The sequence below is a fragment of the Flavobacterium notoginsengisoli genome (assembly GCF_014207905.1).
In the GTDB taxonomy this organism is placed as follows: domain Bacteria; phylum Bacteroidota; class Bacteroidia; order Flavobacteriales; family Flavobacteriaceae; genus Flavobacterium; species Flavobacterium notoginsengisoli_A.
In genome coordinates this window covers 1-18212 of the sequence record NZ_JACHLB010000012.1, presented here as the reverse complement: position 1 = coordinate 18212, position 18212 = coordinate 1, and the positions used below count along the sequence as shown (strand labels likewise).

Annotated in this window: 16 protein-coding genes; 9 read left to right on the top strand and 7 right to left on the bottom strand. The window is 32.0% G+C overall.

The features are described from left to right. Positions 1-52: 52 nt before the first annotated feature. The 4 genes from HNP35_RS23045 to HNP35_RS23030 all read left to right on the top strand — a co-directional run bounded on the left by HNP35_RS23045 (position 53) and on the right by HNP35_RS23030 (position 2273). On the top strand, positions 53-343 hold the full coding sequence (locus HNP35_RS23045; RefSeq protein ID WP_184167967.1) for a GNAT family N-acetyltransferase: 291 nt from the start codon (positions 53-55) through the stop codon (positions 341-343). 215 nt (positions 344-558) lie between these two features. Beyond that, positions 559-1179, top strand: a complete 621-nt coding sequence (locus HNP35_RS23040; RefSeq protein ID WP_184167965.1) for an alpha/beta hydrolase — start codon at positions 559-561, stop codon at positions 1177-1179. Continuing rightward, positions 1179-1529, top strand: a complete 351-nt coding sequence (locus HNP35_RS23035) for a hypothetical protein (RefSeq protein ID WP_184167963.1) — start codon at positions 1179-1181, stop codon at positions 1527-1529. The genes HNP35_RS23040 and HNP35_RS23035 overlap by 1 nt, the downstream gene beginning before the upstream one ends. A 126-nt stretch (positions 1530-1655) precedes the next feature. After that, a complete protein-coding gene (locus tag HNP35_RS23030; protein WP_184167961.1) occupies positions 1656-2273 on the top strand; it encodes a TMEM175 family protein in 618 nt (205 codons plus the stop codon). Position 2274: 1 nt separating this feature from the next. Here HNP35_RS23030 and HNP35_RS23025 read toward each other — a convergent pair whose 3' ends face one another. After that, on the bottom strand, positions 2275-3855 hold the full coding sequence (locus HNP35_RS23025; protein ID WP_184167959.1) for a sigma-54 interaction domain-containing protein: 1581 nt from the start codon (positions 3853-3855) through the stop codon (positions 2275-2277). Between the two features lie 316 nt (positions 3856-4171). Here HNP35_RS23025 and HNP35_RS23020 point away from each other — a divergent pair, with 316 nt between their 5' ends. The 5 genes from HNP35_RS23020 to HNP35_RS23000 all read left to right on the top strand — a co-directional run bounded on the left by HNP35_RS23020 (position 4172) and on the right by HNP35_RS23000 (position 7593). Continuing rightward, a complete protein-coding gene (locus HNP35_RS23020) occupies positions 4172-5110 on the top strand; it encodes a ring-cleaving dioxygenase (RefSeq protein ID WP_184167957.1) in 939 nt (312 codons plus the stop codon). A 166-nt stretch (positions 5111-5276) separates the two neighbouring features. Beyond that, positions 5277-6056, top strand: a complete 780-nt coding sequence (locus tag HNP35_RS23015; protein WP_184710835.1) for a hypothetical protein — start codon at positions 5277-5279, stop codon at positions 6054-6056. An 11-nt stretch (positions 6057-6067) separates the two neighbouring features. Then, positions 6068-6490: a hypothetical protein gene (locus HNP35_RS23010; protein ID WP_184167953.1), complete on the top strand. Its 423-nt coding sequence runs from the start codon at positions 6068-6070 to the stop codon at positions 6488-6490. 64 nt (positions 6491-6554) lie between these two features. Further along, positions 6555-7013 (top strand): DUF4440 domain-containing protein, encoded by a 459-nt coding sequence (locus tag HNP35_RS23005; RefSeq protein WP_246453666.1) that lies wholly within the window; start codon positions 6555-6557, stop codon positions 7011-7013. A 49-nt stretch (positions 7014-7062) separates the two neighbouring features. Next, positions 7063-7593 carry a hypothetical protein gene (locus tag HNP35_RS23000; RefSeq protein ID WP_184167951.1) on the top strand — a complete coding sequence of 177 codons (531 nt, stop codon included), beginning with the start codon at positions 7063-7065 and terminating at the stop codon, positions 7591-7593. 222 nt (positions 7594-7815) lie between these two features. On the opposite strand, the gene HNP35_RS22995 is transcribed toward HNP35_RS23000, so the two are convergent. From HNP35_RS22995 to HNP35_RS22970, 6 genes are all read right to left on the bottom strand, one after another. Next, on the bottom strand, positions 7816-8337 hold the full coding sequence (locus tag HNP35_RS22995) for a DUF3347 domain-containing protein (RefSeq protein WP_184167949.1): 522 nt from the start codon (positions 8335-8337) through the stop codon (positions 7816-7818). Next, complete coding sequence (locus HNP35_RS22990) at positions 8334-10775, bottom strand: zinc-dependent metalloprotease (RefSeq protein WP_184167947.1); 2442 nt, start codon at positions 10773-10775, stop codon at positions 8334-8336. Before HNP35_RS22990 ends, HNP35_RS22995 begins: the two co-directional genes overlap by 4 nt. A gap of 5 nt (positions 10776-10780) precedes the next feature. Continuing rightward, positions 10781-12205 carry a RagB/SusD family nutrient uptake outer membrane protein gene (locus HNP35_RS22985; protein ID WP_184167945.1) on the bottom strand — a complete coding sequence of 475 codons (1425 nt, stop codon included), beginning with the start codon at positions 12203-12205 and terminating at the stop codon, positions 10781-10783. A 3-nt stretch (positions 12206-12208) separates the two neighbouring features. Then, a complete protein-coding gene (locus tag HNP35_RS22980) occupies positions 12209-15844 on the bottom strand; it encodes a SusC/RagA family TonB-linked outer membrane protein (RefSeq protein WP_184167943.1) in 3636 nt (1211 codons plus the stop codon). 134 nt (positions 15845-15978) lie between these two features. Then, a complete protein-coding gene (locus HNP35_RS22975) occupies positions 15979-17118 on the bottom strand; it encodes a FecR family protein (RefSeq protein WP_184167941.1) in 1140 nt (379 codons plus the stop codon). 196 nt (positions 17119-17314) lie between these two features. After that, complete coding sequence (locus HNP35_RS22970; protein WP_184167939.1) at positions 17315-17884, bottom strand: RNA polymerase sigma factor; 570 nt, start codon at positions 17882-17884, stop codon at positions 17315-17317. Positions 17885-18212 lie beyond the last annotated feature (328 nt).

Here is an 18212-nt window from a genome sequence, read left to right as displayed (position 1 = left end):
CTGTTAGTTTAACGAACTTTGTGGTTCTAAACCAGAAAATAAAAAAATAAATATGGAAACAATAAAACTAGAATTAGACGAAAAACAACATGGCGCTTTTAATCTCTATGTTGATGACAAAAAACTAGGCGAAATGACGGTAAGTCTAAAACCAGATTTACTAACGGTTTACCATACTGGAGTTGAACCAGAAGCCGAAGGAAAAGGTTATGCAAAAAAACTTTTGGAGGAAATGGTTTCGTACGTACGTGCTAATAATCTGAAAGTTTTACCACTTTGTCCTTATGTGCACGCACAATTTAAAAGACATCCAGATGAATATGAAGATATTTGGAAAAAGTAATTAATTCTTGAGAAAGTATATCACCAAAGTTTGTCATTTCGACGAAGGAGACTCGAGCGATAGCGAACAGGCGAAGCAAATCTCCACGAGTAACTCCGCTACGAGAATCTAATCTTTGTCGAGCTACTTGCGAAGATTTCTCCTTCGTCGAAATGACAAGATTGTGCCAAATCTGCGAGAAAAAAACTTTATACAACATTCAAAAAAAATCTATTATGAATACCGAAATAATAACAGACGGCGTTCCTTTAAATGAAGCCAAAAAAGCACTCATCATGATTCACGGTCGTGGCGCTGGAGCACATGATATTCTTTCTATTGCCAAACATCTTAAAGTGCAAGATTTTGCTTTAGTAGCGCCTCAGGCAGAAAACAGAACTTGGTATCCGTACTCTTTTTTAGCTCCTCTTGATCAAAACGAACCTTCATTTTCAAAATCTCTTGAAGCTATTCATCAGGTTGTGGTTGCTATTCAGCAAAATGGAATCGAAAAAGAGAATATTTATTTCTTAGGATTTTCTCAGGGCGCTTGTCTTGCCTTGGAATTCACTACAAGAAATGCTGCAAAATATGGCGGAATCGTTGCTTTTACGGGCGGATTAATTGGCGATAAAGTATATGAAAATCATTATTCTGGAAATTTCGAAAACACGCCGGTTTTTATTGGAACTAGCGATCCTGATTTTCATGTTCCGGTAGAAAGAGTAAATGACACTGAAACGCTTATGGAAAAAATGGGCGCAGATGTTACTAAAAAAATCTACCCAAATATGGGCCATACTATTAGTCAAGACGAAGTTGATTGTGCGAATGCTTTGGTCTTCAATAAAAAATAATGATTACGATAACGCGAGTTTACAGCGATGCAAATGGAGAAAGTCATTTTGAAGACTTTGATGTTCCGTTAAAAAACAATGGCGATATCGGATTTTTATCTGATGATGAACCTGTCAAATCTATCGTTTTTAGAGAAGTTAGCCCTTCTTATGATTACGATTTTCACAATGCACCCGACCGCCAATATATTGTTTTATTGGAAGGCGGAGTCGAAATTGAAACTTCTTTAGGAGAAAAAAGAACATTTCCTACAGGCTCTATTTTATTGGTAGAAGATACTACAGGAAAAGGACACAAAACAAAAAATATTGAGCCTAAACTTCGAAAATCAATATTTATAAAAATATAATTCGAATACTAGGATAGAAAAAATCTAACCGCAAAGTTCGCAAAGCTTTATCTAAAAACTTTGCGCTCTTTGCGTAAATCTTTGCGCTCTTTGCGTTTAAATTAAATCAATTACAAAATTATAAACATGGAAAAAGAAACCGTAAGAATAGAGAATTTCAGCGATGCAGTATTTGCGATTGCGATTACGCTTTTGGTTTTAGATCTTCATGCGCCAGAAATTAATGCCATAAAAAATGGCGCAGAATTATTAGCTTTTTTAAAAAGTGAATGGACAGCTTATCTCGCTTTTACGCTTTCTTTTTTCAGCATTTTTATCATGTGGGTCAATCATCACAAAATTTTTAAACAGATTTATAGCCGAAATACAGCGATTATGTTTTCTAACGGATTGATTCTTTTTCTTGTTACAGCCGTTTCTTATCCAACGGCTTTATTGGCTCGTTTTTTTGAGGGAGAAGCTTCAACAATTGCCGTAGCAATTTATACCGGAATTTTTGTATTGATTAATGTTTCATACAATTTGCTGTGGTTTATAGCTAGTCACAACAAGAAGTTATTGCGTCCCGGAATTACAGATTCTGCGATTAAAAAAATCAGAAATAATTATTTGTACGGATTTCCAACTTACTTGATTGCATTCGCAGTTTCATTTCAATATCCTGCCATCGCTCTGGCAATCAGCATGCTATTATTGATTTATTGGGCTATTTCTTCTGGAAAAATCAATATGAATCAGCACTAAATTAGTCTAAAAAATGTTCTTTTTTAATTCCTAATTTCTGCATTCTAGAAGCTAAAGTTGTAGACGGCAAACCTAATAAAACGGCAGCTCCTTGCGGTCCCGAAATTCTGCCGTTGCATTTTTTTATGACTTTCAAAATATGTTCTTTTTCAACTTCTTGCAAAGTTTTAGTTTGAAATTCTGTCTTAGAAGTTTCCGATTCTGATAGAAAAATCTCTGGAAAAGTCATTTCTTTTATTACATCTTCTTTCGCAAACAAAATACTTCTTTCGACCATATTTTCGAGTTCTCGTACATTTCCTGGCCAAGCATTTGCCGTCATGCTATTGAGTATTTTTTTTGAAAAACCTTTAATCTTCTTCCCTATTCTTTCGGAGTGTTTTTCTAAGAAAAAATTTCCAAGAACTTCAATATCACCTTTGCGTTCGCGTAAAGCTGGAAGCGGAATCGGATAAACATTTAAACGGTAATATAAGTCGCTTCTAAATCGTTCTTCGGCTACTTCTCTTTGAAGTGATTTATTGGTCGCGGCAATTACTCTTACATTAATTTTAATGCTTTTGTTTCCGCCTACTCGCTCTATTTCTTTTTCTTGCAAAACACGAAGCAGTTTCCCTTGCAATTCTAAAGGCAACTCTCCTATTTCATCCAAAAAAATAGTACTATTTTCAGCTTGTTCAAACTTGCCTATTCTTTGTTCTGTAGCTCCTGTAAAAGCGCCTTTTTCGTGTCCGAACAATTCACTTTCAATCAGATTTTCTGGGATAGAAGCACAATTTACTTTTACCATTCTATTCTTCGAAACTTGAGATAAATGATGAATTGCATTTGCTACCAACTCTTTTCCAGTTCCCGTTTCACCAAAAATCAAAACAGTAGAATTGGAAGATGCTACTTGCGAAATCAATTCGTAAACTTCTTGCATTGCATCACTGTTTCCGACAATTCCTTGAAAACCTTCTTTTTCAAATTCGACTAAATGCTGATTATTTTCTGATGAAATATTTTTAAGTATTTTCAACTCTGCAATATTGTTTTCATATTCTTGAGCCAAAATAATATTTCGAACCGTGATAGAAAGCTGCATTGCAATTCCTCTTAAAATACGATTGGATTCTCTGGTAAAAGTTTTGGCATTTTTAAAGAAAAGAAAAAGTACATTTCGGTTTCCTTTTAGATTTGGAAGACAAATTCCGATTCCGTTTTTAAAACCTTTTTTGAGATTGTTTTGAATATAATCGGGATTTTTTTGATCTTGAATTAAATCAAAAATAACGGTGTCGGCAGAATCTAGACAGAGATTGAAAAATCCGTCATTCAGCAAATAATTTTTAGAGTCGATATTTTTATTTGATAATTGATAGAAAATTTGATATTCCGTTTCATCTTTATTTGAAGAAGTTAGAATAAAATCATCAAACTGAAAATTGTCTTTTAATAAACCGTTTACAACGTCATTAAAATCTTCTTTATTTAAAATGGAAGAAAGTGCCGTACAGATAGATAAAATCAACATTTGTTCTTGTTCTCTCTCCTGCAGTCTTTTCATCAGGATTGCAGTTTTATCTGTTGATTCTTCCATAACGGTAACTCTTGCGGTATTTAAATGCGTAATACCGTAAATTTAAGAAATAGCCTTTATTAAATCGCTATTGATTTTCTAAATATAAAATACTTCATTCATAAAATTACGATATATCGTCGAATTCAAAAACAAAACAAACTTCAAAACCACTGATAAACAATAGTTTACTTCAAATGGAATATAATTTGAATATATATTGACACGCAGAAAACAAGCTGCTTTTTATTTCTTAATCTAGGTTAATCGATGCAGAACTATAACGGACGTAAATTTGTAAAAGAAAAATCAAATAACAATTTAATATAAAAACACCATGGAAAATAAAATTTTAGGCTTACACCATATTACTGCGATTGCAGGTGACGCTAAACGTAATTTCAACTTTTACTCTAACATATTAGGATTAAGATTTATCAAGAAAACGGTAAATTTTGATGATCCGGGAACTTACCACTTTTACTTTGGAGACGAAGTTGGAAGCGCAGGAACTATTTTAACTTTTTTCCCTTGGGGAGAAGGAATTCAGCAAGGAAGAAAAGGTTCTGGAATGGCAACCGAAATTGGTTATTCTGTTCCAAAAGGAAGTTTAGATTTCTGGCAAAAACGTTTTGAGAAATACAATGTAATCTACAATAAACCAGCTGAAAAATTCGGAGAAAAATATTTGACTTTCTTAGATCCAGACGGTTTAAAATTAGAGTTAATCGAATCTAAAACAGAAGATAACAGAAAAGCTTGGGAAACTGATGAAGTAAAAGCAGATGTTGCCACAAAAGGTTTTCATAACATCACTTTGACTTTAAACGACATTAAGCCAACAGCTGCTATTTTAACTGAAATATTTGGTTATAAATTAATCGATCAAGATGTAAACCGTTATCGTTATGCAACAGATGCTGTAGAAAATGCTGCAATTGTTGACTTGGTAGAATTGGCTGAAGAAAAACGTGGTTTAAATGCTAACGGAACTGTTCACCACGTAGCTTTCCGTGTCAAAAATGATGAGATTTTAATGCACTTCCGTGAAAAAATTGCAGATTACGGATTGCAGATTACACCACAAATTGATAGACAATATTTCCACTCTTTATACTTTAGAGAACCAGGAGGAGTTTTATTCGAAATTGCAACTGATAATCCTGGATTTACAGTAGATGAAAGTTTAGAAGAATTAGGTAAAAACTTAAAACTTCCAGCTCAATACGAATCACAAAGAAAAGCTATCGAAGAGCATTTGGTTAAAATAAATTAATTCAAATATTAAACTGGGCTAAACCCAAAAACACACAACTATTTTTTGAAAAAAGCTGTCCTGATTTAGGATGGCTTTTTTTTATTTGGTGAATTAAAATTGTAAGAAAAAATAAATATATTTGAGAAAACAAAAGCAAAACAAATCTTCGCTTATTCCCTTCATTTTGAATAAAAAAAACAACCATAATCGTAAAAACAAAGGGGCTTCTTTTATAAGGAAAGAATTTTACAAAAAAATTATAATCATAGGATTATGTATAATTCCGATTGTATTATTTGCTGATAATAAAGGAACTTTTAGACTTCTTCCTTTACCATTCTTTTTATATGGAATGTATCAACTAATGCAAATTGTTGCGATTTCAAAGCTTATTATAGACGACTTTTTTCCTCCAAAGATATCTTATGAAAAAAATACTAAACCAATAGACAAATTAGTTTACTATTTCTCGACTACACTTTTTTTTATTAGCTTGATATCTCTATTGTTTGAAATCAGAAATTTTGATAACACAATACAGGGTACAAAACTTTTTTGGACAGCTGGTGTTTTCGGAATTCTGGTAGCAATCATTACAACAACAATTTTAAAATTAACAAATCCAAGCGTGTATTATGAAAGTAAAAGAAGATATACCGTCCATCTTGGACTATTTATAGGATTCTTTCTAATATCTACAGCTTTAGCAAGTTTTGTAAACCATTATTTTGCTAACCCAACAACTTTTTATAAAAATTATAAAATAGAAAGCAAAAGCATTAGCGGTGGCAGATCTACTGAATATTTTTTCTATTTGAAAATGGAAAATGGTAATGAAGAAAGGTTTTCTGTAGGGAAAACAAGATATAATGATTTTAATGAGGGAGAAGAAATAAAACTATGTCTCTTGAAAGGAAAACTTGGCTTTGATTATGTAACGGGATTTAAAAAAATAAAGCAATAAATATTGTTTAAATGAAGTATCTAAAAACATTCCTATTATTTTATTTATTTGGTTTTTCTCAGTTTTCTTCGGCAAAAACAGAAATAGATACGATTACAAATTGGCAGATATACAAAGATTCGAAAGTGTTATTTCGTAGCAATGAGCGTGAATGTTACAAACTAACTGGAGTACTAAAAAAGAACGATGATTTTAAATCATTAAAAATTGTTTTTTTCCGTGATACAAAATCATATGGAAAACAAAAAATTACTTTATCAAAAGGAGAAAAAGTTTTAATACAATGTGATTATGAAAATAGTGACGAATTAGAAATAAGTAAAAGTAAAATTCAAAACCTATTTGAAAAAACCAAAGTAGATTTAACTATAATGTATTATGACAAAAGAGAACCGAAAGGAATATTATTGGGTTATTTACGGTTAGAGAACTAAACCTTAGTAATCTACACTTAACATAAAAAAAGCAGATATCATTAACAACCAAAAAGATTAAAAAATGAAAAAACTCACTACCATAATTCTCATGATATGCTTTACGACATTATCATTTGGACAAAAGGCAACAAAAACCGACAAATCAAAAATAGAAAAATTAATTATTGAATCTTTTGATGAAATTTGGTCTAAATTAGATTCTAAGAATATTGATAAATACTACACAAAAGATTTTCTTCTTTTAGAAAATGGGGAAGTATGGAATAATGACTCTATAGCAAATTATTTAGACAAGGCTTTACTAGAAAAATCGATTCCAACTCGAGTGAACTCCATTGAAGTTATTGAAATTAAGATCTTAAACAAAATGGCTTGGATTGCATACAAAAACCAAGCTGTATTTTCATTTGACGATAAAAGAACTATAAAAGTTTCTTGGCTAGAAAGTGCGACGGCTATTTTAACAAAAAACGGATGGAAATTAGAAATGCTGCATTCTACCAGAATGAAAGATAAATAAAAACAACTGCCGATAGCGAAGGAATTCAGACAACATTAAACAAATTCAAATGAAAAAAATTGTACTTCTATTTCTTATCGTTTTTTCAATAAGCTGCAGAAAAGAAAATGTTGTAGAAAAACCAAAACCTAAAGAAAGTTCTCCAGAAAGAACTCCTAAAAAAATTGGCAATTATATATCTGATGATCAAGATTTTTTTTGGTCACCCAAACAAAGTGACACAGCCAAATATTTGGTAAGAATAGTTTTTCAGAAAGAATTTGCAGTTTATCAATATCATGGCCAATGCTTATATTATTTTTTCACCAATCATTATCATACTAAAACCGACAAAATAGAACTTCTTTGGACTTATAAAAGTGATTGTTTATTAGATATGAAATACTTAAAACAATCAAACGGTATTAAAGAGTATCCTAAAAACGGAGACAGTTTTTGCGAGTATACTTTAGTGAATGATTCTGTTATAAAAGTGAATTATAAATTTCCGCAATGGGTAAAAAAAATAAACGAAACGGAAAAAGATTCCATTTTTCCGCATTATTTATATCTTCAACCAAAAGATAATTCATATAAATAGACATCATCAGTAAAAATGAGTCAACTCAAAAAGTATAGGAAACGATGCTAATCTTAAAGATAAAATATAAAAAAAGCTGTCTAAAATTAGACAGCTTTTTTTGGTTTAATAATTAACGTTTTCGAATTAAAAAATGCTTTTTAATCTCTTATTAATTAGAAATGACAAATACGGCTTCCTTTCAGAATACCGTATTTATCAAACTAATTCAAATTCTAACTTTTATAAACTTGCTTTTACTTCACCGCAAGTCAGCATATTTTTTGGGTAATATGGATTTTTAATTTCTTTGCTGTCACTTGTCCAAACAGCACCAGTCATAGGGCAAACTTGCAAATAAAGCGTCGCATCAGCAGCTTTAAATTTTGATGCTTGTTCCCAATATTTCACAGAAAGTGTTTCAAAAACTTTTCGTTGTTTATTGATGTTTTTATTCGCAATAAGCTGATCGGCTAATGCTATAATTTCTGTTCTTGATGTTGTTGCTTCGTTCATTTTTTCTAGACTTAGTTTTTTAAATCTGAAATTCTTCAACGAGTTTTTAAATGCTTCTGCATTTTTTGCAACAGCAAGACTATCTGAAACTATAAAACTATTTTTTAAAGCCAAATAATTTTTCGTGATTTCCTTTTTCTGCGCTTCTCTCTTTTCTACCAAGTCAGGAGTTACTTCTTCTTTTGATGTTAATTGAGCTTGCGCAAAAGTGCTTAAGTAAAGAAATGCTAGAACTACTAATTTTTTCATGATGTAGGTTTATCTAATTTTGTAATAATTTTTTCGATGTCGCTCAAAATGCTTTCGTAATGATCTTTGCTTAATCCTGTTGCTCCATTCATAAGCTTTTTAATATCTTCTTTTAATTTTAAAAGATGTTGTTTTCCGTATAAATTCACATCACTACGTTGTGCTGTATTTGCTGCTTTTCCAGGCTCTAATTCTTTTGGCAATAAAAGCATTCCTAATTTTTCAATGTAAGAACGCTCAAGGCTTCTTCTGTAAAAATCTTGTTTTTCATCTCCGCTGAATTTTACCCAAACCGTCTGCTGTAAATCATTTAAAAATTCTGGAACTGTATAAGCTCCTTCAAACTGTATCGCTTTTAAGCTAATATTATAAAGCATTCCAGAGCTTAAAAGCATATTTAAAACCTGATTCTGCTGATCTGATATTTGGTCTGCTGTTTTTAACGGAATAAGCTGTTCAATTTCTGTTGGATACATCCACAAAGGAGCTACAAACAATTGTCTTCCAACGTAATCAATCGCTGCTTTTACTTTTGCTTTTGGAATTGGTTGATATACTATGCCTTTTTCATCAACAGTTCTTTTGGTTACATAATTATTACCAATATTTTTCAATACATGATACAAATAGCGGCCATATTGCAATACAACTGCTTTATGCATATCCGCTAAATTGTCATAAGCATCATTTGGCTGATACGTCCACTGAATCAAATTTGGAACTACTCGTTTTAGGTTTTTAATTCCGTAATCGCTCGCCTTTACTGAATCGTCTCCCAAATCTTCTGATTGACTACGAGGATCTTCGTCTTTTCCTTCTCCACCAAACCATAATTTCGGGTTTGCAGTTAAACTATCTGTTGTTAATTTAGCAAGCGTTTTTTCTTCTTCAAATTCATCTTTTGCATTTGGAAAGTACGTATAACCCCATTTTACAGCCCATTTGTCATACATCCCGATTCGTGGATAAATTCCTTTTGAACTAATATTATCTTCTGGTTGTGCTACATAATTAAAACGAGCATAATCCATAATAGAAACCGTATGGCCATTTGCTTCTACCCATTTTTTATCACGAAGTTTTTCTACAGGAGTAGCGCTGCTCGCTCCCATATTGTGACGCAGACCAATTGTATGTCCAATTTCATGCGAAGAAACAAAACGAATTAATTGCCCCATTAATTCATCTTCTAAATGCATTTTTCTAGCTTTTGGATCTAATGGTCCAGCTTGAATCATGTACCATCTTTGTACTAATTTCATCACATTATGATACCAACCAACGTGGCTTTCCATAATTTCTCCACTTCGCGGATCGCTTATTCTTGGTCCGTAAGCATTTGGTGTTTCAGAAGCTAAATATCTAACTACAGAATATCTTGCATCTTCTAAACTCATAGTTTTATCATCTTCTGGCCATTCTTTACCTACAATCGCATTTTTGAAACCAGCAGCTTCAAAAGCTTTTTGCCAATCGTTGATACCTGCAATTAAATAAGGTCTCCATTTTTTAGGAGTTGCAGGATCGATATAATAAACAATTTGTTTCTTTGGCTCAACTAATTCGCCTCTCAGGTATTTTTTAACATCCTGATCTTTAGGCTCTAAACGATAACGCTGAACAATAAATTTTTTCTGTGCGCTTTGTTCATCATCATCAAACAGAACATATTTGTTAGCAAAATACCCTACTCTTTCATCAAAAAAGCGCTTGCGCATTGGAGTTTTTGGAAGAAGTACAATTGAGGTATTCAATCTCAAAGTGATACTTCCGCTACTTGCTGTAGAACTTGTATACGTTTTTGTTGTTTTTACTTCAATGTTTATTGGATATGTATCTATTGTTTCAATAAACGATTTATCGTCAGCAAGAGAACTTAACTTTTTTTCTGTTTTCTCTGTGCTTCCGATAGAAAACATTGCATTATCTTTTTTGAAAGCATCGGTTACATCAACCACAACACTTCCTGTATCTGGATTTGTTGTTTTAATTGGAAAAGCAGCTACAATTGGATTTTCGTTACTTCCTGCCAATGCTTTTGCCAGCATTGAATCGGCAGAACGAACATCTTGCTTGTATTGCAATGATCTTAAATAAACGGTGTTGTTAGATCCTTTCTCAAAATAAATGGTTTGTTCGTTTGCTTTTTCTCCACCAAAAATTCCCATTCCTTCAGGAGTAGACAAATATCGAGTTACTACCAGCATATATCGATTAAACAAAGTATCTGGAATTTGAAAGTAATATTTAGTATCAACCTGACTAATCGTAAAAAGACCTGACTTATTGATTGCTTTATCTGTGATTACTTTATTGTAAGCCTGCATGCCTTTTGGCTGAGTAGTACTTGTACTGTCGGCTTTTTTTTCTGGAGTTTGAGCAAAACCATGCTGACTTCCAACAGTCAGCATGATCAACATTAATATTATTTTTTTCATTGGAATTAAAACGGAACTTTTTCGTCCGTATTTAGGGTAAGTTTTGGATTCTTCGTTAATGCGTTCAAAGGAAACGGAATAATGTACAATCTTGAATTAGGCTGTAATGTGTACGTCTTTTGCGGAACGGTTTTATTAACGATTGGAAATACTCTCGTAATTGTTTTTGCGTACTCAGTTTCAGTGTTTAATCTCTTCAAATCAAAGAAACGATTAAATCCTAAAAGCAATTCTTTTCTACGCTCATTTATAACAAGTTCCATTGTTTCTTTTCTTGTTGCAGGAACAGTTAAATTTACAGTACCAGATAAAATACGTTTTGCTCTTAACTTATTTAAAATATCAACTGCTTCGGCAAATTTATTATCTCTCGCATAACATTCTGCTAAGATTAAATATACTTCAGGCGTTTTCATTCCAACTGTTGGATAAAAGAATCTGGTGTATTGCGTTCCCCAATAAGCCGTGCCTGAGCCTATGTCTAAATTGGTTGTACTTGTTGAATTAAAAAACAAATTAAAACGTGCGTCGTTAGTTCCGAAAAGAGTTCTCAATTCTGGACTTATGATGTAGCTTTGAGCGAAGTTCATTTCATTATAACCAGTCATATACATATAACTCAAAACTTCTACATTATCAGCTGCTGGAACAGCAAGTGCTGTTGGTCCGCCTTTTGCATTATAAGCAACCAAATCAAATATCTGATTATTATAAGTTAAAGATTTTTCTGCAGCAGCTTGTGCTTGAGCAATTTCGCGTTTAAACAAATGCACTTTAGCTTTAAAAGCATAAGCAAACGCTAATGATGGATGGTAAACATCTAGTGGTTTTTCTTTAAGATACGGCAATGCATCTTCAATATCTTTTTGAATAAAATTATAAACCTGAGCAACAGTAGATTTTGCTGGTTGTGCTTCTAAATCAAATTTATCCATAATGCAAATACCTCCATCGGTAGCTGCAGTCTGCGGATCGTAGCCTTTAGCGTATGTATTTATCAATAAAAAGTGATCATATGCTCTATAAATTTTAGCTTCAGCTTTCGCTAATTGTTTGATGCTTTCATCTCCTTTACTATTGTCAACTAAAGAAATAATTGTATTCCATCTGTTGATATAGGTGTAAGCTTGATTGTAAAAACTTGAACCAGTAAGTAAAGAAACGCGATCTACACTTTCATCAAAAGTAAAATTGATAATATCGATGTTAGGAGTTCTTCCAATTACATTGGCTTCTCTCATCCATTGATCATCAGATAAATATTGAAAATTATTGATTGGATATCCTCTACCTGGTAAAGACACCAATTCAAGAAATTGTTGAGGAGTTTCAATTACCAGAGCTCCTTTTGGCGTCACATCTGTATAATCTTCACATGATGTTACAGACAACATCATAAGAGAAATTAGTTTTATATATATCTTTTTCATTTTTTAAAGAGTAAGGTTAAAGCCAAACAAATAAGTTCTTGGCGATGGTAAATTACGTGTTCCTGAATTTGCAGTATAAACTTCTGGATCAATATGATTTCCAGCAGCACTCCAGTACCAAAGATTATTTACCTGAAAAGTAAATTTGGCAGAAACCATTTTAATTTTGGTTGCAAAAGCTTTTGGTAAATTATAACCTAATGAAATATTTCTAAGTTTAATGTAATCGCCGTCTACAACATTGGCGCTTGAATTTCTCCATTGACTGCTAATGGTTGCAGCATAGTTTCTAATGCTTTCGTCAAAATCTACGTATAAACGAGTGTTTTCATTTCTATTTGTATCTGTGTATCGATCTGCAATACCGGAAAGGTTAACTAAATCAGACCCTAAATCCATAGTTTCTTTACGCATTACATTTCCTCCTGAGAAAACAAATAAGAAATTTAAATCGAATTGTTTATATGAAAATCGTTGTGAAAATGAACCTGTATAAGTTGGAATTAAACTTCCCATATTTACCAAAGCATCAGGATTTGTAACTGTTTTGATTGAAGTCGAAACTGGATTTCCGTTAGCATCAAAAGTGATTGATGGATTTCCATTCTCATCTAAAACATATGGATATCCGTTCTCCATTCCTCCATATTTGTAAGCATACAAACTATTATATGCTTCATTTTCTCTGAAATAATCTGCAGGTGAAGCCACATAAACAGAAGCAGAAGATTGAGCTCTTGTAACTTTTTTAACTGTAGTTTTATTAAACGCAAAAACTAAATTAGAAGCCACACGAAAATCGCCGTTATTGTACCATTCAGAACCGGCGCTAAGTTCGATTCCTTTATTTAATAATGCTCCTGCATTAATTCTTCTAGTTAATGCCCCAACTGTAGGATCCAAATCTGTTGTAGCAAGCAAATCGCTACTGTATTTACGATAGACATCTATACTACCATTTAACTTCGCACGAAACAAACTATAATCTAGACCTAAATTGGTACTTTGAGTTTTTTCCCATCTTAACATCGGATTTGGTTGTGCCGTAATATTGGTATATTGAAGAGATTGATACAAGTTATCATTTCTTCTTGTAGCTGTAATATATGGCGTTGTAGATTGATCAATATTTCCGTTAATACCATAAGTAGCTCTTAACTTAAGCATACTTACCCATTTTACTTCTTTCATGAAATCTTCGTTGCTAACATTCCAACCTAAACCTGTAGACCATAAAGGACGATTTTTATACTTTGGATCTACTCCAAACAAGTCAGCTCTATCAACACGGTAACTTCCTGTAATGTTATACTTAGATAAATAAGTGTAGCTCGCAGTACTAAAAACTGAAAAATAGCGGTGTAAAATCTCCTGCTGTGTTCTTGACAATGCAGACAACGTACGGTTGTTTCCATAAATATAGCTAGAAACTCCAGTTTGGCTTAAAGCAAGATTGTTAAGTACAGCAGAACTCAAAGTAACTGGATCATAACCGTATCTTAATTGCTCAATAGATCTTGGTACGAATGTTTCACGCATTTCAAAACCAGCCAAAGCATTAATAGAATGTTTTCCATCAGCAAAATCTTGATTAAAATCTAATTGATTTCTAAAAGAGTAGTTACTCGCCTGACTGCTATATTGTTTGTATCTTCCTCCAGTTGAAAATCCATCTACATAAGTATAAGCGTTTGTAGTTGGATTATATCCTGTTAAAGAATTTATAGCCATACGCATTTTGTAAGAATCGATAGCATAATATTGCTCATTATCGTTTTTCCTTACTTCGTATTGAAATTGCGTATTGAAACTTAAACCTTGCCAAAGTTTAGCTTTCACATTGGCAAAAGTTCTCAAGCTTAATGAATTTTGCTGTTCAATACCTTCTTTAAGTGCATCTAAAACATTAAATTGAGTTGATTTAAATCCACTTAAAGTAGAAATTTTTCTTGCTACATAAGGGTTTATGATACTTCCAGAAGTAAAACCATCACTAATACCAACAAATGGAGAAATCACTAAATTTCCATTGTCATCAGTAATACGTTCGTATCTTTTTTGAATATCATAATTGCTATAGCTTGAATCTGTTACATCATCATTACTGTAAGTTCCGTTTACTCCAAATGTAGCATTTAACCAGTTATTCAACTGAAAACTGCTTTTTGCATACAGATTGAAAGCACGGCTATTATTATATTTAATACGATTTTTAGATTCATCGTAATTCAGCGACACATACGTATTTTGTCTGCTTGTACTTCCAGAAAATGCAATGTTGTAACGCTGTCTAAATTCATTCTGCCACACATTATCGCGATAATCTTTATTGTAGTCATTCTTTCTCCATTGAGCAATTGTAGAATTGTAATCAGCATTATTAATTACTCCTTCTTCCAAATCTCTATTAAGCTGATAAAGTGGACTGTAATATTTCATACTACTATTTCCAATATCACCATAGCTGCTGAACATTGTAGCCGTATTAGCGAATCTAGCTCTTTCACGATTATAAACTGCTTGTTCAAAATCGATTAAATCACTTGTCGAGGCATAATTCATATCCCTTAAATTGGGTTTCTCTGCGATAAAGAAATCAGAATTAATGCTTACTTTCATTTTACCATTTCCTTTTTTAGTAGTCAAAACGATAATTCCGTTTGCAGCTCTTGAACCGTAGATCGAAGCAGCAGCTGCATCTTTCAATACATCTACACTTTCAATATCGTAAGGATTAATATCGTCTAAAGTCAATTCTGTTGGCAAACCATCTATTACTAAAAGAGGACTATAGCCTACTTGGCTAGAAAAAGTTCCCATACCACGTAATATTGGTTTATCAGCCGCTGCACCACTAGGATTCTTTTGAAACATCAAACCAGCTACACGCCCCTCAAGAGCACTAGATAAATTAGTATTGATATTTTCGTTTAATGTTTTTTCATCTACTTTTGTAATTGCACCGGTAAAATTACTTCTTGAAATAGTTTGAAAACCTGTTACAACAACTTCTTTCATTGCTGCTATTTTATCTTCAACCACAAGCGTCAAATCAGTACGCCCGTTAATGGCAATTGATTTTTTTTCGATAGTCAATCCAGAACAATCAAGAATTCCATTTGAAGGCGCTTTTTCGAAAGAAAAACCACCGTCAAAATCAGTTACAGCAGTTCTGTTTGTACCCCAAATAGTTACCGATACACCAGGAAAAGGCTCATTTTTACTATTTACTACTTTTCCTCGTATATCGATTAATACGTTTCCCCGTTCCTCTTCTTTTGAAACGGTTACTACAATAGTTTGATTGGTAAGAGTGTATTTTAAATTTTGATTCTTAAAGACCTGATTTAAAGTTTCATTCAGACTAGAATTCTTAACGCTAATCGTTACAGGTTTAGAATCTTTTAGTAGTTTTTGAGTGTAAAAAACTTCATAATTAGCTTGCTTAGCTACTTCTTTTAAAACTCGTTCAAGAGGAGCATCTTTGAAATTAATCGAAATATTCTGTGCTTGCCCCGTGTAACTGCAAATAAGCATAAACAAAGCGCAAAACATCCATTGATAATTCGAAAAATTAATTCTTGGAATCTTTTTCTTAAGTTTTTTGTAAGGTTTTTTTGGTTGTAAATTTAATTTCATACATTTACATTGGTTATAGTTAAACAATAGTGGACAACTTATATTGGCTATAAACTTTTTAAACAACCAGAAGCATCGCAACTGCCTCTGGTTTTTTAGTTTATAGAATCAATATAATCGGGCAAATCTAAAATTTAAGGATACACAATAACTGTTTTCCCCTCAGTCTTAAATTTTATATTATTAAGCTCAAGTACTTTTAATACTTCAGATAAATTTTTATTTCTAAACGTTCCTCCGTTAAATCTAACATCCGAAACATCACCATGGTATTCTACTTTAATTCCATACCAACGTTCCAATTGTTTCATAACAGATTTTAAATCAGCGTTATCAAACTTAAAACGGCCATTTTTCCAAGCAATAGCTTCTTCAGTATCAACTTCTTTAACCGAGATCTTAGTAAAGTTCTCAGATACATTTGACTGTTGGCCAGGTTTTAAAATTACTTTTTGGTTTTTAGAAGTAATCGCAACACTTCCTTCTAACAAAGTAGTTTTAATAATAGACTCGTTATCATACGCATGCACATTAAAATGTGTCCCTAAAACTTCGATAGACTGATTTACAGATTTTACTATAAAAGGTTTATTTTTATTCTTAGCTACTTCAAAATACGCCTCACCATCTAATTCAACAATTCTTTGATCTCCATTAAATTGAGTTGGATATTTTATTGACGAAACAGCATTTAAGAAGACTTTTGTTCCGTCTGCCAAAACTATATTATATTGTCCTCCTGTAGGAGTTGAAAGTGTATTGAATAAATTAGCATTTTCTTTTGAAACATCAGCATTTGCATTTATTATATAAGTAATAACTCCATTTGCATCCATTTTAATCGTTACTTCATCTTCTTCACCTTCTTTAGCAATAATATCTTTTGAAGATATATCTGAAAGCACAATTTGTTTTCCATTCGAAAGGGTTAAAATTCCCTTATTTCCTCCAGGAGCAATATCTATTGTTTTTTCAACAACTTGAACAGGTATTTCTTTTGGTTGTGAAAAATAGAATATTCCTGCCCCTAAAAGCATTACTATTGATGCAGCAACAGCTATACGAGGCCATAAAGCAACTACTTTCGCATCCTTTTTTAAAGGAAGTCTTGTTTTCAGATATTCATAACTATCTTCCAGCTCATATTCATTTAGCGATCTACTATTTGTAGATACTCTGTATGAATACCATGCATCAAGTTTATCCTTATCGTCATCAGATAAAGTATCATTTTGATGTTTTTTAAGCAATTCTAGGAATTCAGTTTCATTCATAATTACAATACGAAATTTTGTCTTGTTTTTAAGTAAGACAGTTAGAAATGTTTTTTGTCATAGATGAAAAGCAAAAAAAAATAAAAAAATATTAATTTATAATTAATATTTCCTTCAAAACATTAGCTTCTCATTAATAATGAGACAATTACAAATAATTATTACAAGAAAAATTAACAAAAAGGATAAGAAAAATTTACCAGACAAAAACATTCATCATTGATTTTAATTTTTCTCTAAGAATTTTTAATGAATTATAAACCTGTTGTTTAGCTGTTTTATCTGTAATATTTAATTGCTGTGCAATTTCATCATACGAAAGCTCTTCAACTTTTCTTAAAAGAAAAACTTCACGCATTTTTTCAGGCAGTTGAGAAATTTCTTTTTCGATAATAGCTTCCAATTCCTTTTCTCTCAGTTTAGAATCTGCAAAAACGTAATCAGATTCAATAAAGTTTGAAAAAGATTCTGCATATCTTGAAACTACTTTTTCATGAGCTATATGGTTAAGTATTTTGTTTTTTGTAGCCTTGTACAAGTATGAAGAAAGAGATCCTGTTATAACCAAGTCATGTCGCTTATTCCAAATAGATAAAAGCACTTCCTGAACCACATCATTAGCTTCATCTTGATCACCTAATATTTTATAAGCATGGTTAACAAGAATTCTGGAGTATCTTTCAAAAATTTCCGTATAAGCCAACTGATTATCTTCCTTAAGGAGATTTAGTAAAACATAATCAGCATATTTGCTATAAACAGACATTAATTAATCAGATGAGTATGAAAAACGCAATATTAAACATTTTTTATGTTAAATACTAAAAGATTATTATGTAAAAAACACCATTTAAGTAAAATAGATTAATTCTTAAATATCAAAATATTAAACGTATTTATGGATATTCTTTTTATTAAGATTTATAGCATATTAAAATCTTATTAACGTAGAAAAACCAAGTATTCTTTAAATTAAATACAAGGCAACAAAATTGATATAAAACAAAAAATCCCCATCAAATAAATGATGAGGATTCCAAAAAGAAAGGCGACGACATACTCTCCCACATAACTGCAGTACCATCTGCGCAGGC

Bases quoted from the DNA above. Each gene is read 5' to 3' on its own strand.
- HNP35_RS22990 (WP_184167947.1), bottom strand. From the start codon at position 10,775: ATGAAAAAAATAATATTAATGTTGATCATGCTGACTGTTGGAAGTCAG.
- HNP35_RS23010 (WP_184167953.1), top strand. From the start codon at position 6,068: ATGAAGTATCTAAAAACATTCCTATTATTTTATTTATTTGGTTTTTCT.
- HNP35_RS23025 (WP_184167959.1), bottom strand. From the start codon at position 3,855: ATGGAAGAATCAACAGATAAAACTGCAATCCTGATGAAAAGACTGCAG.
- HNP35_RS22970 (WP_184167939.1), bottom strand. From the start codon at position 17,884: ATGTCTGTTTATAGCAAATATGCTGATTATGTTTTACTAAATCTCCTT.
- HNP35_RS23040 (WP_184167965.1), top strand. From the start codon at position 559: ATGAATACCGAAATAATAACAGACGGCGTTCCTTTAAATGAAGCCAAA.
- HNP35_RS23030 (WP_184167961.1), top strand. From the start codon at position 1,656: ATGGAAAAAGAAACCGTAAGAATAGAGAATTTCAGCGATGCAGTATTT.
- HNP35_RS23045 (WP_184167967.1), top strand. From the start codon at position 53: ATGGAAACAATAAAACTAGAATTAGACGAAAAACAACATGGCGCTTTT.
- HNP35_RS23035 (WP_184167963.1), top strand. From the start codon at position 1,179: ATGATTACGATAACGCGAGTTTACAGCGATGCAAATGGAGAAAGTCAT.
- HNP35_RS23005 (WP_246453666.1), top strand. From the start codon at position 6,555: ATGAAAAAACTCACTACCATAATTCTCATGATATGCTTTACGACATTA.
- HNP35_RS22980 (WP_184167943.1), bottom strand. From the start codon at position 15,844: ATGAAATTAAATTTACAACCAAAAAAACCTTACAAAAAACTTAAGAAA.
- HNP35_RS22975 (WP_184167941.1), bottom strand. From the start codon at position 17,118: ATGAATGAAACTGAATTCCTAGAATTGCTTAAAAAACATCAAAATGAT.
- HNP35_RS23000 (WP_184167951.1), top strand. From the start codon at position 7,063: ATGAAAAAAATTGTACTTCTATTTCTTATCGTTTTTTCAATAAGCTGC.
- HNP35_RS22995 (WP_184167949.1), bottom strand. From the start codon at position 8,337: ATGAAAAAATTAGTAGTTCTAGCATTTCTTTACTTAAGCACTTTTGCG.
- HNP35_RS23020 (WP_184167957.1), top strand. From the start codon at position 4,172: ATGGAAAATAAAATTTTAGGCTTACACCATATTACTGCGATTGCAGGT.
- HNP35_RS22985 (WP_184167945.1), bottom strand. From the start codon at position 12,205: ATGAAAAAGATATATATAAAACTAATTTCTCTTATGATGTTGTCTGTA.